Source organism: Stenotrophomonas sp. YJH_SMC_57 (assembly GCF_059369755.1).
Genome location: NZ_JCAFSZ010000002.1, coordinates 69699 through 83681, shown reverse-complemented (window position 1 = coordinate 83681; position 13983 = coordinate 69699). Strand labels below are relative to the sequence as shown.

12 protein-coding genes are annotated in these 13983 nt (G+C 69.0%); 2 read left to right on the top strand and 10 right to left on the bottom strand.

Annotation, left to right across the window (positions count from 1 at the left end; all coding sequences use genetic code 11):
- Window positions 1-10: 10 nt before the first annotated feature.
- From AC5P7U_RS02460 to AC5P7U_RS02415, 10 genes are all read right to left on the bottom strand, one after another.
- Window positions 11-457, bottom strand: coding sequence for an REP-associated tyrosine transposase (locus AC5P7U_RS02460; RefSeq protein ID WP_197564841.1), 447 nt, complete (start codon window positions 455-457; stop codon window positions 11-13).
- 219 nt (window positions 458-676) lie between these two features.
- A complete protein-coding gene (locus AC5P7U_RS02455; protein WP_006449825.1) occupies window positions 677-1435 on the bottom strand; it encodes a 2,3-dihydro-2,3-dihydroxybenzoate dehydrogenase in 759 nt (252 codons plus the stop codon).
- The gene (locus tag AC5P7U_RS02450; protein WP_495220757.1) at window positions 1426-5316 is read right to left on the bottom strand and encodes an enterobactin synthase subunit F; all 3891 of its coding nucleotides are present in this window, start codon (window positions 5314-5316) and stop codon (window positions 1426-1428) included. Before AC5P7U_RS02450 ends, AC5P7U_RS02455 begins: the two co-directional genes overlap by 10 nt.
- The gene (locus tag AC5P7U_RS02445) at window positions 5313-5570 is read right to left on the bottom strand and encodes a phosphopantetheine-binding protein (protein WP_006449827.1); all 258 of its coding nucleotides are present in this window, start codon (window positions 5568-5570) and stop codon (window positions 5313-5315) included. The genes AC5P7U_RS02450 and AC5P7U_RS02445 overlap by 4 nt, the downstream gene beginning before the upstream one ends.
- Entirely contained in the window at window positions 5570-6202 is a 633-nt protein-coding gene (locus AC5P7U_RS02440; protein ID WP_006449828.1) for an isochorismatase family protein, read from the bottom strand. Before AC5P7U_RS02440 ends, AC5P7U_RS02445 begins: the two co-directional genes overlap by 1 nt.
- Entirely contained in the window at window positions 6202-7854 is a 1653-nt protein-coding gene (locus tag AC5P7U_RS02435; protein ID WP_495220756.1) for a (2,3-dihydroxybenzoyl)adenylate synthase, read from the bottom strand. Before AC5P7U_RS02435 ends, AC5P7U_RS02440 begins: the two co-directional genes overlap by 1 nt.
- On the bottom strand, window positions 7851-9044 hold the full coding sequence (locus AC5P7U_RS02430) for an isochorismate synthase (RefSeq protein WP_495220755.1): 1194 nt from the start codon (window positions 9042-9044) through the stop codon (window positions 7851-7853). Before AC5P7U_RS02430 ends, AC5P7U_RS02435 begins: the two co-directional genes overlap by 4 nt.
- Window positions 9041-10237, bottom strand: coding sequence for an MFS transporter (locus AC5P7U_RS02425; protein ID WP_495220754.1), 1197 nt, complete (start codon window positions 10235-10237; stop codon window positions 9041-9043). The genes AC5P7U_RS02430 and AC5P7U_RS02425 overlap by 4 nt, the downstream gene beginning before the upstream one ends.
- Window positions 10238-10390: 153 nt before the next feature.
- The gene (locus AC5P7U_RS02420) at window positions 10391-10702 is read right to left on the bottom strand and encodes a DUF3817 domain-containing protein (RefSeq protein ID WP_049457412.1); all 312 of its coding nucleotides are present in this window, start codon (window positions 10700-10702) and stop codon (window positions 10391-10393) included.
- 146 nt (window positions 10703-10848) lie between these two features.
- Window positions 10849-11784 carry a TIGR03571 family LLM class oxidoreductase gene (locus AC5P7U_RS02415; protein WP_495220753.1) on the bottom strand — a complete coding sequence of 312 codons (936 nt, stop codon included), beginning with the start codon at window positions 11782-11784 and terminating at the stop codon, window positions 10849-10851.
- Window positions 11785-11850: 66 nt separating this feature from the next.
- Between AC5P7U_RS02415 and AC5P7U_RS02410 the strand changes: the two genes are divergently transcribed.
- Together AC5P7U_RS02410 and AC5P7U_RS02405 are read left to right on the top strand one after the other, a co-directional pair.
- Window positions 11851-12300 (top strand): GNAT family N-acetyltransferase, encoded by a 450-nt coding sequence (locus tag AC5P7U_RS02410; RefSeq protein WP_495220752.1) that lies wholly within the window; start codon window positions 11851-11853, stop codon window positions 12298-12300.
- 129 nt (window positions 12301-12429) lie between these two features.
- A complete protein-coding gene (locus AC5P7U_RS02405) occupies window positions 12430-13950 on the top strand; it encodes a thioredoxin family protein (RefSeq protein WP_495220751.1) in 1521 nt (506 codons plus the stop codon).
- The last annotated feature ends 33 nt before the right edge of the window (window positions 13951-13983 follow it).

The window sequence follows — 13983 nt, the reverse complement described above, 5'->3', positions numbered from 1 at the left end:
CTGGCCGGCATCACGACCAGACCGACCACGCATGTGGGTACTCGCCGACCTGCCCAGCAAGACCAGCGCGCACCGGATTCCCCAGGATGTACAGGGCTTGCCGCGCCAGCGACTCCTCAGCCCTCACTGCGTGATCGAAGTATCCAGACTGCCATACCGTACTTCGACGACCCGCCAGGCGACTCAGCGCAAGCGCACTCGACGACTTCATTCGGCGTGCAATGTCTGGGAGGTGAGCTGCGCGCAGCTCGAACATCCAGTGGACGTGATCCGGCATGACGACCCATGCGAGTGACTGCACAAGTCCACGCTGTTCGATGTAATGGAACTGGTCGATTACACATACTGCTGCAGCTTCGCTTTCAAAGAGCCGGCAGCGCTGATGCGTGGTAGTTGTCAGAACGTAGACCTGGCCGATGATCGAGCGACGGCCCAGACGGAGGCGATGGCTGCTCATACGCCATGGTGGAACGATCAGTGGGTGTTGAACGTCAGATCTCGCCTCGACGGGTGTTGGGGGATGTCTGAAGTTGAATGAGGTTGCCGGCCAGCGGCCGGCACTACCGGGGATCATGGGTTGCCGGCCAGCGGCCGGCACTACCGGGGATCATGGGTTGCCGGCCAGCGGCCGACACTACCGGGGGTCATGGGTTGCCGGCCCGGCCGGCGTCGGAGCTCACCCGCGCAGGGTGGCGCCGCCGTCCACGTACAGATCGCTCATCGCCACATGGCCGGCCTGTTCGGACAGCAGGAACATCACCGCATGGGCGATGTCTTCAGGCGTGGCCAGCTTGCGCAGTGGAATACCGGCCTTGTAGGTCTCCAGGCTGCCGGCGATCACCCGCTGCGCACCAAACTCGTCCTGCCACATGCCGGTCTGCATCGGGGTCAGTGTTGAACCCGGGGCGACGATGTTGCAGCGGATGCCGAGCGGCGCCAGTTCCAGCCCAAGGCAACGGGTGAACATCGTCGCGGCAGCCTTGGACGCCGCATACGCGGCCATGCCATGCCGCGGCACGCCCGCCGCATTTGAACTGACAGTGACAATCGCGCCCTGCCGGCGCGGCGACATCACCCGCGCCAGTGCACGCCCAACATGGAACACGCCATCGGCGTTCACCGAGAATACCCGGCGCCAGTCGGCATCGGAGGTCCCGGCGACGTCGCCCACGTGCAGCACCCCGGCCACGCTTGCGGCCAGGCAAATCGGCCCGAGACTGGCTTCCACCCGATCAAGCAGTGCGTCCACCGCCACACTGTCGGTCACATCGAGCGAAAACGCGTGCACGCGCGCATCCTCCACGCGTGGCGCCTCGCGATCGGTGGCCACCACCGTGCAGCCGGCCTCGGCCAGCAGACGCACCAGCGCCTCACCGATGCCACCGGCCGCGCCGGTCACCAGGGCCACGCGGCCTTCAAAGCCGGTCAACTGCATGCTGCAATCTCCTGTTGCTCATCCCAGTGGCGCAGCCGCGCCGACAGCCACGGCGCCAACTGTGCCACCGCGTCACGTCCAGTCAGTTCGGCGTGCAGGAACGGCAGTTCCAGCGCCTGTACCTTGCGTGCATGTGCCCGCCACAGCGCCGACTGCAGCTGCGGGCGGGCCTGGTGGTCACGACCGGCGCGCACATGCACCAGGGTGCCGTCGAACGGCCGGTGGATGTGTTCACGTATCAATCGATTGGTGCCGGTCACCGCGCGCACCACGCCATCCAGCACTACATCCGGCAGACTGCCCAGCGCACTGCCGCCTCGCCGCAGGAATGCAAGGATGCGCTCGCGGTTGTCCAACTCCGGATGCGCCTCCGGGTCATGGCCGGCAATGGCCAGCAGTGCGCGCAGCGCGGCAATCGGGTCGGGCTCCGGTTCGGCGCGCCAGCACTCGCTGGGGTAGGCATCCAGCAGTACCAGCTCACCCACCTCACGGCCGATCTCATGCAGGCGCACCGCCATCGCCTGGGCGAGGATGCCGCCCACCGACCAGCCCAGCAGGTGCACCGGACCCTGCGGCTGCAACGCCACAATGCGCCGCACGTAACCGTTGGCCATCGCTTCGATGCTGGACGGCATCGGTTCGCGTGGATCCAGCGCGGGAGACTGCAGGCCGTACACCGCGCGTGCCGGCTGCAGCGCCCTGGCCAGGGCCCGGTAGTTCCACGCAATGCCACCGGCCGGATGCAACACGAACAACGGTGCAGGCCCGGTGGCATCGGTGGCGGCCAAGGCAATGACCGGCCCCAACGCATGGTCGGCCAGTGCCGGCGGTTCAGCGATGCGCGTCGCCAAAGCGGCCACGGTTGGCTGGGCGAACAAGGCACCCAGGCCAAGATCGCAGCGCCAGCGCTGTTCAATGGCCAGCAGCAGGTGCACCGCCGACAGCGAGTCACCGCCGAGGCTGAAGAAGTCGGCATCCACCGCTACCGGTTCCTCGCGGCCCAGCGCCTGCGCGAACAGCTCGGCCAGCTCCTGCTCCAGCGGCGTGCGCGGCGCCAAACCGCCCACGTCCTGCTGCGGCGGCTTCGGCAACGCATTGCGGTCCAGCTTGCCGTTGGCGGTCACCGGCCAGTGATCGACGCCAACGAACGCCGACGGCACCATGTAATCCGGCACGCGGGTGGCCAGATGGCTGCGCAGTGCGCTGGCGTCGGCCAGCGTGGACGGCACGTAGGCTACCAACCGGGCATCACCGGGCGCGTCCTGGCGCAACAGCACTTCCGCGCGCGCCATGCCCGGCAGCTCGCGCAGCGCCGCCTCGATCTCGCCCAGCTCGATGCGCAGGCCGCGCAGCTTCACCTGATGGTCGCTGCGGCCGAGGTACTCGACCGCACCATCGTCGCGCCAGCGCGCCACATCGCCGGTGCGATAGATGCGTTCGCCCGGCAGGAACGGATCGGCAAGAAAGCGCTCGGTGGTCAGGTCATCGCGGCCGAGGTAGCCGCGGGCCAGCTGCACGCCGCCGAGGTAGAGATCACCGTGCACCCCAACCGGCAGCGGCTGCATCCGTGCGTCCAGCACGTACAGGCGGGTGTTCCAGACCGGGAAACCGATCGGCACCGGTCGTGAACGGTCCTGCGCCGAGACCGGCCAGTAGCTCACGTCTACTGCCGCTTCGGTCGGGCCATACAGGTTGTGCAGTTCGGCGCGCACGCGCGCATGGAAGCGGTCGCGCAGTGAGGCGTCCAGCGCCTCGCCGCTGGTGAACACGCGACGCAGCTGCAGGCCTTGGGAGGCCGGTGCGGCAAGGAAGGCATCGAGCATCGACGGCACGAAGTGCGCGGTGGTGATGCCATGCGCCAGGATCAGCCGCGCCAGCTCGGTCGGATCACGATGCGCGTCCGGCCCGGCCAGCACCAGCCTGGCTCCGCACAGCAGCGGCAGGAAGAACTCCCAGACCGAGACATCGAAGGTCGCCGGGGTCTTCTGCAGCACGCGGTCGTCGGCACGGATGCCGTAATGCTCGCGCATCCACAGCAGGCGGTTCACGATGGCGCGGTGCTCGATGACCACGCCCTTGGGCTCGCCAGTGGAACCGGAGGTGTAGATCACATAGGCCGCATCGTCGGGCGCCGGATCGGCCCACGGCGCGGCGAAGCTCAGCGCGGTCCACTGTTCCGGTGCGAGCACCGGCACCTTGGACATCCGCGCCGACACATCCGCCGCGGCCAGCATGCAGGCCGGCTGCGCCGAGGCCAGAATGCGTACCAGGCGTTCGTCCGGATGGGCCAGGTCCAGCGGCAGGTACGCGGCTCCCGCACGCAGCACGGCCACCAGCGCAATCACCAGTTCCAGCGATCGCGGCAACGCCACCGCCACCACGCTGCCTGGGCCGACGCCCATCGCGCGCAGCTGGGCGGCCAGCGCAAAGCTGCGCGCTTCCAGCGTGGCGTGGTCCAGCGCGATATCGCCGAACACCAGGGCGGTCGCCTGCGGATCGCGATCCATGCCCTGCTGCAGCAGTTCGACCAGCGTGGTCTGCGGCAGCGCATGTGCAGTGGCATTGAAGCCGTGCACCACCTGCTGGGCTTCGTCGGCCGTGGCCAGTGGCACCAACGCGATGTCGTCAGCGTCCAGCGCCGCCGACACGAAATGCAGCAGGCGCGTGGCATGCGCCTGCACGTCCTCGCTGCGGTACAGCGCGGGATTGGCCTCGATCTCCAGATCCAGAACACGCTGGCCATCGCCACGGAAACCCAGCGTCAGGTCGTCCACCGGCCCGGTGCACAGGACCTCCAGCGTCGCCTGCACACCGGGCAGTGCCAGTGGCGCGTAGAACGGCTGCACATTCACCAACGGCCCATGCAGCCGTTGCTGCGCGCCCACCAGGCCCAGGTCACGGCGCAACTGCTCGCCACGATAGCGGCCGTGCTTTCGGCCCTGGCTGAGTTGCCGGCCCAGTGCCCGGCTAAACGCCTCGACACTGCCCTCGCCCGCCGCGACACGCAGCGGCAGCACGTTCATCACCATCGCCGGCACGCGCGCCGATGCGTTGCCGAGCCGCCCCATGAACGGCACGCCCACCACCACTTCGTCGGCCGCGCTCATCCGCCGCAGGTACTCGGCCGACAGCGCGGCCAGCACATCCGGCCAGGGTTGCAGCCAGCGCGCCGAAGCCTGCAGCAGCTGCTCGCGGAACGCGGCATCGAGCGGCTGCACCCAGCGCAGCGCATCATCGCCGGCCGGCTCGGTACCCGCCAGGCCCACGCCCGCAGGCGCCCCCTGCAGCTGCTCGCGCCACCACTGGCCGGCCAGCCCGCGACGTGCGTCCGCGCGATAGGCCGCGTCGTCCGCCAGCACCCCAGCCAATCCCGGCAAGGGCTCACCCGCGCGGCCGGAGTACAGCGCGCAGACACGGTCGCTGAACAGCGCCATCCCATAGCCATCGGCGGCCAGGTGATGCACACGCAGGTACCAGGCCCAGCGCTGCCCGCCCAGATCGAACAACACCTGCTGACTGATCCGGTCGCGGGTCGGATCGACCGCGCTGAGCCGGTCGGCCTGCATCAGCGCACGCGCCTCCGACACCGGGTCGGCCTCGCCCGACAGATCACGCACCGACAGCAGCGGCACGTGCGCCGGGTCGTGCCATTGCAATGGCTGCCCATCGGTGCCTTCGGCAAAGCGCAGCGCGAAGGCCTCGGATTCAACCGCCGCCTGGTTGGCCGCCGCCACGAACGCAGGCACATCCAGCAGGCCGTCGATCCACACCGCATGGGCGGTATTGAACGACGGATTGTCCGGTGCCAGCCGCTGTGCGAACCACAGCCCGGCCTGCGCCTCGGTCAATGCCAGCGGCGTTGCCATCGCAGCCGCGCTCATGCGCGCTGCGCAGCCTGCAGCGTCTGCACCACACCCCACCACTGGCGCAGCGTGGTGTGTTCGGCCAGCTGCGAGAACTCCAGCGGCAACCCGGTGTTGCCCCAGGCCAGCACCAGTCCGAGCATGCGCATCGAATCCAGGTCCAGGTCGATCAGGTTGTCGTCGTCACCGATCTCGGCCGGTGCACAGTCCAGCACCCGCGCCACATCGGCACGCATGCGCTCCAGGTCCAGCACCTCACCCGTAGCGATCATTACAGTGCCTCCAGCAGCTGGTCGGTCGTCATCGGCACACCGCTGGTGCGCGCGATCCAGTGCAGCGCTTGATCGTGGTCGGCGCGCGAGAAATCCGCCACGGCATCGGCGGCGATGAAGGCTTCGATGTCGCGCTGGAACGCTTCCACCACCGTCGCCGTGCAACCGATATGCGCATACACACCGGTCACCAGCAGCTGGTCGCGTCCGCGCACCCGCATCAGCGTTTCCAGGTTGCTGCGCTGGAAAGCGCTGTAGCGATGCTTCACCAGCACATGCTCGCCCGGCTGCGGTGCGACGGCTTCGATGATCGGCTCATGGTCGGCACTGCGGCGCATGCCCGGCCCCCACAGGTCGGCCTGCAGGCCGCGATCACGACGGTCCTGGTCACCGTGCTGGGCGGTGTAGAACACCGGAATGCCGTGGGCACGGCAATGCGCCAGCAGCCGCGCGATGTTGTCCACGGCCGGTCGCAGCGGCGCGTTGCCGGCATCGAACGCGGCGAGGAAGTAGCGCTGCATGTCGTGCACCAGCAGTGCGATGCGATCGCGCTGCGGGCGCCACGGGCCGCGCGCCTGCGGCAGTTCGGCAGCGGTCGGCAAGGGATAGTGGGTAATGCGGGGCAGCGCCATCAGCGCGTTCCTCCTGTCTGTTGCAAATGACGCGCACGCAGCTGCGCACGCAGTTCGCGGCGGCTGATCTTGCCGACCGCGGTGGTATCGAAACTGTCGACGAACACAACCTGGTCCGGCACCTTGAACGCGGCCAGGCCGCGCGTACGCATCCAGGCTTTCAGTGCCGGCGCCTTGATCGGCTCACCCTGCTGGATCACGAACGCGCAGCTGCGCTCACCGAGATAGTCGTCGGGAATGGAGACCACGGCGGCGTCGAACACGCCCGGGTGAGCCAGCAGATGATCTTCGATCTCTTCGGCGGAGATTTTCTCACCGGCCCGGTTGATGTGGTCACCCGCGCGCCCCTGCACGACCAGGTAGCCGCCCGGAAGCTGCTGCACGCGGTCGCCGGTGCGGTAGAAGCCATCGTCGGTGAACGAGCGTGCATTGGCCACTGCATCGTTGTGGTAGCCGCGAATGGTGTACGGGCCGCGGGTCAGCAGGTGCCCGACTTCCCCTTCGGCCACCGGCTGGTCGTGGTCGTCGACCACGCGCACTTCGTCGTCCGCACTGATCGGCCGCCCCTGGCAGGCGACGATCAGGTCTTCCGGATCATCCAACCGGGTGTAATTGACCAGGCCTTCGGCCATGCCGAACACCTGCTGCAATGTGCAGCCCAGGCCGTCGATCACCCGCCGCGCGGCCTCGGGCACCAGCTTGGCGCCTCCTACCTGCAGCACCTGCAGGCTGGACAGGTCATGCGCGGTGGTCGCCGCCGCCTGCGCCCACAGCAACGCCAGTGGCGGCACCAGGCCACAGCAGGTCACGTGTTCGCGGGCGATCAGCGGGAACGCCGCGTCCGGGCCGGGGCCGGGGCTGAGCACCACGCGGGCACCGGCGTACAGCGCGCCGAAGAACCCCGGCGAGCTCATCGGGAAGTTGTGTGCGGCCGGCAGCGCGACCAGGTACACGCTGTCGCGGTCGATGCCGCAGATCGCGTTGCTGGCACGGAACGAATAGATGTAGTCGTCGTGCGTACGCGGAATCAGCTTGGACAGGCCGGTGCTGCCACCGGAGATCTGCAGGAACGCCACCGACTGCGGGTCCGGGTCGGCCGGCAGCTGGGCGCGGTCGCCCTGCAGCCCGTCCAACGCGATGAATTCCTGCGCATCGCCGTCGATCACCACCGTGCGTATCGCCGGCACGTCGGCCTGCAATGCCCGCGCCAGCCCGCGATGATCGAAGCCGTCGTGCAGATCGGTGGTGATGTAGGCACTGGCTTCGGCCTTGTTGGCGAAGTGCACCAGCTCGGTGATGCGATGCGCGGGCAACGCATACACCGGCACCAGGCCAGCGCGGAACAGGCCACAGACCGTGGTGATGAAACCGGCGGTATTGCCCAGCTGCACCAGCACCCGCTCGCCCGGCTGCAGGCCCCGTGCCAGCAGCCCGGCACCGATACGGCCGGCTTCGTGCCACAGCTGCGCATAGCTCAGGCGCACGTCGCCAGCGACCACGGCAATGTCATCGGCATAGCATTCGGCGCGCTCGCGCAGGAAGGCCGGGAAGGTTTCGCCACGCCAGTGACCGGCCTCGCGATAGCGCGCCACCAGATCGTCCGGCCATACCTGCTGGAGTGGCATGCGGGAAGAAGTGTCGGAAATGTTCATGCAGCAGGCTCGATCGCGGGCGCGGCGTCGTGGACGCCCAGCGCATTCAACAGGGCAGCAAACTTCGCTGCGGTCTCGGCCACTTCGGCCTCGGGCTGCGACTCGGCGACGATGCCGGCACCTGCGTACAGGCGCAGCTGCGTGCCCTGCAGTCGCGCGCAGCGGATCGCCACGTACCAGTCGCCGTCGCCCTGGGCGTCCAGCCAGCCGACCGCGCCCGCATAGAAACCGCGCGGCACCGGCTCCAGCTCGCGGATGCGCTGCAGCGCCGCCAGGCGCGGCGTGCCACAGACCGCCGGTGTCGGATGCAGCTGCGCGAGCAGCTCGGCTGCAGGGGTCTGCGGGTCCTTCAGGGTGGCATGGATACGCGTGCCAAGGTGCCACATGCTGGCAGTGGCATGCAGCGCCGGGCGCGGCTGCGCATCGATGTGGCTGCAATACGGCGCCAGGCCGTCGACGATCGCCTCCACCACATGACGGTGCTCGTCATGGTCCTTGGCCGAGGCCAGCAATGCCTGCGCGGCACGCTCGTCCTCGCCGGCATCGGCACTGCGGCGTGCCGATCCAGCCAATGGATGCGACAACAGCTGCGCACCACGTTTGCGCAGCAGCAACTCTGGCGTTGCGCCAACCAGCCAGGCGGGCGCCTGGCCCAGTTCGACCGGAAGCGGAACCGCGTAGGTGGCCACCGAAGCATCGGCGCCCAGGCGCGCCAGCAGCACCTCCGGTGACAGCGCGTTGCGGGTACGCGCCAACAGGCTGCGCGCCAGCACCACCTTGTGCAGATCCTGTTCGGGTGCACGCAGCGCCTGCACTGCCGCGGCAACGGCGGCTGCATAGTCCTGCGCTGCGGGCTCGGCCTGCAATGGGCCCTGCAGCGCGGGTGCCGCCTGTGGCTGCGGCGGCAACGCCGGCAGCAGGCGCTCCGGCTGGTACAGCGCGTCATCGGCACGTGGCTCGAACGGCACCGCGCCAACCAGCAGGCCCGGGCCACCGCGCTGCTGCGCGAAGAACTCGGCAACACGGCCGGCCAAGCTGGCCAGCGCGCCATTCGGCAGCGTCGCCCGGCAGCCACGTGCGTGCACGTGCTGGCCAGCATGCTGCAGCAGGAACAGCGACGCGTCGTCGGTGTTCTCCAGCAGCGCCTGCGCAGCCTCCGGCCACGCGCCCTGCCTCAGGGAGTCGTTCATGGGGTCTCCTTCATCCGGTGCGCTGCGGCCAGCGCGCACAGCAACAGCAGCAGCGCGCCGACCAGCAGGTAAGGCAGGCTCGGCCCGCCGCGATACAACAGCGTGCCGAGCATCGGCCCGGCCACCATGCCCAGGCCCTGCGCGGCGGCTACGGTGCCGGCGGCGGCGCCCTGCTCGTGCGCTTCCACTGCATCGGCGGCCAGCGCCTGGAATGAGGGAAACACGAAGCCCATGCCGAACGCCGCCAGTGCGTAGGCCGCCGGCAACTGCCAGGCCTGCTGTACGCCCGCCACGGAGGCGAAACCAATACCGGAGATCAGTGCACCGAGAATGATCCAGCGCCGCGGGTGCACGTCCAGTTTCATCACCAACGCCTGCGCCAGGATCAGACCGACACCGACCGCAGTGAGCGCGATGCCGGCCATGCGCGCGCCGGCTGCAGCATCCAGACCCAATCGATCAATCGCGAAGAAGCCGACCGTGACCTGCGCGATGGTGACCGACACCATCGCAATGAACGCCGCCAACTGCGGCAGGCGCAGGCGCGGGTCGAGCCTGCGCATCGGCGCGCGGCGCTGCGCGCCACTTCCCGCCACCGCTGGCGTGGCCGGCAGCCGCCAAGCCAGCAATGCCAGCGCCAGCAGCGGCAGCACGGCGGCCACATACAGCGCCAGCGACAGATTCGTGTAGGCCAGCCAGCCCGCGGCCGCCGGACCCAGCACCATGCCCAATGCGTTGGCACTGCCGAGGCGGGCCAGGAAGCTGGCGCGCTGTCCGGCCGGGGCCTTGTCAGCAATCAGCGCGGCGGCCGTGGGCGGGACCGCCGCATAGAACAGCCCGATCAGGCCGCGTGCACCCACCAGCACCAGCACCGACACCAGTACCGGCGGCACCGCCTGCAGAGCCACGTCGATGAACACCGCCAGCGCGATGTAGACCACGGTGTAGGCACTCATCGCCAGCATCAGCACGCGCTTGCGGCCAATGCGGTCGCTGAGCTGCCCCCATGGGCGCGCGGCCAGCATCCACAACACGCCCGCCGCCGTGACCGACAGTCCAGCATGCCACTCGGACAGGCCGAGCATGCGGACCACCGGACCGATCACGGCGACGAAGGACATCATCGCCATGGTGCCGATCAGGGCTGCCAGGACCAGCGCCGGCAAGCCGGGGACGACGGGACGTGCGTGCATGGAACACCAGCCGTAACAGGGAAGGATCGCCGGGTACGCCGGTGCGCCCCGCCCGGCGTCCATCCCGTTCAGGGGCGGACACCACCCTCAAATGATAACGGCTCGTATTTGCATTTGATACCCATTCTCTTGAACGGGCATGCAACAGTGGATTCAGCGCGTTGCGCGCAGGCCCAGCAAACCACGCCGCTTGAACCACCATTCCAGTGGCAGCGTGACCAGCGGCGGAATCGCCGCCAGCAGCGCCAGGGCACTGGCCCACCACGGCCAGCGCAGGCGCACGGCCGCGAACAGGGTGACCGCCACGTAGACCAGGAACGCCACGCCATGCAGGGGGCCAAACAGTTTCACCAGCGCCACGTTGGCCATCGGGCCGTACTTCATCCACATGCCGATGAGCAGGCCGGCCCAGGTCACGGCCTCGATGAAGGCGACCACTGCGAACAGGCGTCCGGTCGGGTGCATGGGGGAATGTTGGGTCACGCGGGGCTCCGGCATCGGGAAATCAAATGCGAATGATACGCAGATGCACGCAGGCCTGGCACCACTGGATAGCGCAGGGCCATGCCTGACGGGCGTGGCGGCAAAAGCGTGTCCACCCAGGTGGACACCTACCGAGGCATGTGCGGAAGGATCTGCTCTCCGATCTCGCGCAGCACGCTGTCCATCGGCCGCCCGTTGTCGACCAGGTTGAACATCACATGCGCCACGCCCTGTGCATGCGCGCGCAGCAGATAGTCGCGCAGACCGTCGCGGCCGACCTTCAGGCCCAGCGGCAGCGGCTCGGGCGGTGCCTGCGGGTCTGCCTGCAGGTCCAGCAGCATCGACTGCACGAACGGTTTGCCTGCCCCGCCGCGTTGCACCAGCGCCTGCTGCCACAAGCCGATGCGTCCTTCCTGCGCAGCCTCCTCGCGGTGGTAGGTGGCCCAGCCTTCGGCCTCGCGCGCGATCCACTGCAGGCTCTGCCGCGCCGTACCCACCACCAGCATCGGGATGCGCGTGGCCGGCGCCGGCAGCACATCGAAGCCGCCGGTCGCCCGCAGCACCGCGGTCCGCTCATCGGCATCAGGCGACAGCGCTGCGCGCAGCAGCGACCAGCGTTCGCGGAAGGTCGCCGCCCTGCCCTCCAGGTCCTCGCCGAAGGCGGCGAACTCTTCCGGTCGATCGCCCGATCCCAGCCCCAGCACGAAACGTCCATCGCTGATCCGGTCCAGGCTCAGTGCCGACTTCGCCACCTGCAGCGGTTGCCGCAGCGGCAGCACGATGGCCGCACTGCCGACCGCGATACGCTCGGTCGCGGCAGCCAGCATGCCCAGCCACAGGAACGGATCGTCCAATGCGCTGGCCGTCGCATCCGGCCCTTGCGGCACCATCAGCGGCACGTCGCGCGTCCACAGTGCGGCGAAGCCCAGATCGTCGGCCAGCCGAGCGATGCGCCGCGCCTCGCGTGGATCGGCCAGCCCATGTGCCGCAACGGGCGTCATCAGGCCCAGGCTCAGCCCTTGCTGCGGAAACAACGAAGCGTAGGCGGGATTGAATTCACTCATGCCGCCAGCTTAGCGTGCAGCTACCCGGCGACGATGACGCGCCACACCCCACTGGAAGAACGCTGCATGCCGAAGATCCGCCCCGCCCATGCCCATGACCTGCCTGCGATCAGTGGGGTGTGCCTGGCCGCGTTCAACGAGGCAGTGGCGCCGTCGCTCAGCGCAACCGGCATTGCCACCTTCGGTAGCGTTGCGGCCGCCGATGCGTTCGGCGCACGCCTGCAGGGCGACAACCTCATCCTGGTGGCCGAGCAGGACGCACGCGTGGTCGGCGTGGTCGAGCTGAAGGAAGGCCGGCACCTGGCGATGCTGTTCGTCGACCCCGCCTGCCAGGGCCGGGGCATCGGGCATGCCCTGTTCGAAGCGGTGCTGCCGCAGGTGCGCGGGCCGTTGCTGACCGTGCGCGCCTCGCTCAATGCAGTGCCGACCTACCTGCGCTATGGCTTCGTGCTGGACGGTAACGTCGGCGAGTTCAATGGGTTGGTGTATCAGCAGATGGTGCGGGCAGCGGCCTGACGGCATCCGCCCGGCATTGACCGGCAATGCCCGACGGGCGTCATGCCCTGCAGCACGCCCGTCATAAGCAAACTGAATCAGCACGTTCCCCGGCCCTTCCTACAATGGCCTGTCACCCTGCCCTTCGAGATGCTGCCGATGCGCGTCGCGCTTTCCGTGTTGCTGCTGGCTTCGGCGCTGAGCGCCTGCACGCCAGCTCCGGTGTCCACCGCCAACTCCGCCGAAGCCCCAGCACCGGCCACAGCCATCGCCTGGCGCCAGGGCGACGTCGACGATGCGTTCGCCGAGGCCGCCGACAGCGGCAAGCCGGTGCTGCTGTACTGGGGCGCGGTCTGGTGCCCGCCCTGCAACCAGCTCAAGGCCGGCCTGTTCAAGGACCCGGCCTTCATCGCGCTGACCGGCAAGTTCGTGCCGGTCTACCTGGATGGCGACGAGGAAGGGGCGCAGGCGTGGGGCGAGCGCTTCGGCGTGCGCGGCTACCCGACCCTGATCGTGCTCGATCCGCAGCGGAACGAAATTACGCGCGTGGCCGGTGGCAACGACGCGGCCGAACTGACCCGCGCACTGACCGTGGCCGCCGGACGCCGCAACGCGGTCGCTGCCACACTGGCCACCGCGTTGGCGACGCCGGACAGGCTGGCCGCCGAGGACTGGCAGGTGCTGGGCGACTATGGCTGGGAAGTGGATGCCAACCGCCTGGCCGGCGAACGCAGGAGCGAAGACGTGCTTCGGCAGCTGTCCAAGACGGCGCCGGAAGCGGCCCTGCAGCGTCGCTTCGCGCTGCTGGCGCTGGCCACCGCAGAGAAACCAAGTGCCTCGCCCACCGAAGTCCGTGAGCTGCTGCAGGCGGTACTGGCCCAGCCGGCCGAGGTACGCCGCAACCGCGAGCTGCTGGGCTATGCCGGCGCCACGCTGGTCAAGCAGGCCAGTGCCGGCCCGGCCACCCGCACTACGCTGGGCCAGCAGCTGCTGGTCGCGCTGGAGCGCGCCGACGCAGAACGCGGCGACCGCGCCGACGACGCGCTGTCGCGGGCCCTGACAGAGGTGTCGCTTGCCCGCCAGCAGCAACCGCAAGGCGCGCTGCCAGCGGCGCTGGTGGCGCTGGTCAAGCAACGCGTTGCCGCGGCCGATGCTGCCGCCACCGATGCCCATGCGCGCCAGGCCACGATCAGCAGCGCGGTGTACGCCCTGCGCGAGGTGGGTGACGACGCAGCTGCGGAAGCGCTGCTGCTGGCCGAACTGAAGCGCAGCGAGCAGCCGTACTACTACATGCCCGAGTTGGCCGAACTGGCCGAGCAGCGCGGTGACACCGCCGGTGCGCTGGAGTGGCTGAAGCGTGCCTACGACGGTGCGCAGGGCCCGGCCACCCGCGTGCAATGGGGCGTGCTGTACGTGGAAGGGTTGCTGAAGCTGGCGCCGGACGATGCACCGCGCATCGAGCAGGCCACCACCGCGCTGATCGCCGAACTGGACGCACAGCCGTCCGGCTACCACCAGCGCACGCGCCAGCGTTTCGAGCGCCTGGCCGGGCAGCTGAAGGCGTGGAGCGGCAAGCACCACGGCGCAGAGACCCTGGTGCGGTTGCAGCAGCAGATGCAGCAGGCGTGTGGCGAGCAGGTGGATGGCGCCTGCAAGGACTGGTTGAGTTGATGAAACCGCTGGCGGCTGGCTCGCCTTCCGGCG

Bases quoted from the DNA above. Each gene is read 5' to 3' on its own strand.
- AC5P7U_RS02425 (WP_495220754.1), bottom strand. From the start codon at position 10,237: ATGCACGCACGTCCCGTCGTCCCCGGCTTGCCGGCGCTGGTCCTGGCA.
- AC5P7U_RS02450 (WP_495220757.1), bottom strand. From the start codon at position 5,316: ATGAGCGCGGCTGCGATGGCAACGCCGCTGGCATTGACCGAGGCGCAG.
- AC5P7U_RS02410 (WP_495220752.1), top strand. From the start codon at position 11,851: ATGCCGAAGATCCGCCCCGCCCATGCCCATGACCTGCCTGCGATCAGT.
- AC5P7U_RS02435 (WP_495220756.1), bottom strand. From the start codon at position 7,854: ATGAACATTTCCGACACTTCTTCCCGCATGCCACTCCAGCAGGTATGG.
- AC5P7U_RS02455 (WP_006449825.1), bottom strand. From the start codon at position 1,435: ATGCAGTTGACCGGCTTTGAAGGCCGCGTGGCCCTGGTGACCGGCGCG.
- AC5P7U_RS02460 (WP_197564841.1), bottom strand. From the start codon at position 457: ATGAGCAGCCATCGCCTCCGTCTGGGCCGTCGCTCGATCATCGGCCAG.
- AC5P7U_RS02420 (WP_049457412.1), bottom strand. From the start codon at position 10,702: ATGCACCCGACCGGACGCCTGTTCGCAGTGGTCGCCTTCATCGAGGCC.
- AC5P7U_RS02440 (WP_006449828.1), bottom strand. From the start codon at position 6,202: ATGGCGCTGCCCCGCATTACCCACTATCCCTTGCCGACCGCTGCCGAA.
- AC5P7U_RS02405 (WP_495220751.1), top strand. From the start codon at position 12,430: ATGCTGCCGATGCGCGTCGCGCTTTCCGTGTTGCTGCTGGCTTCGGCG.
- AC5P7U_RS02445 (WP_006449827.1), bottom strand. From the start codon at position 5,570: ATGATCGCTACGGGTGAGGTGCTGGACCTGGAGCGCATGCGTGCCGAT.
- AC5P7U_RS02415 (WP_495220753.1), bottom strand. From the start codon at position 11,784: ATGAGTGAATTCAATCCCGCCTACGCTTCGTTGTTTCCGCAGCAAGGG.
- AC5P7U_RS02430 (WP_495220755.1), bottom strand. From the start codon at position 9,044: ATGAACGACTCCCTGAGGCAGGGCGCGTGGCCGGAGGCTGCGCAGGCG.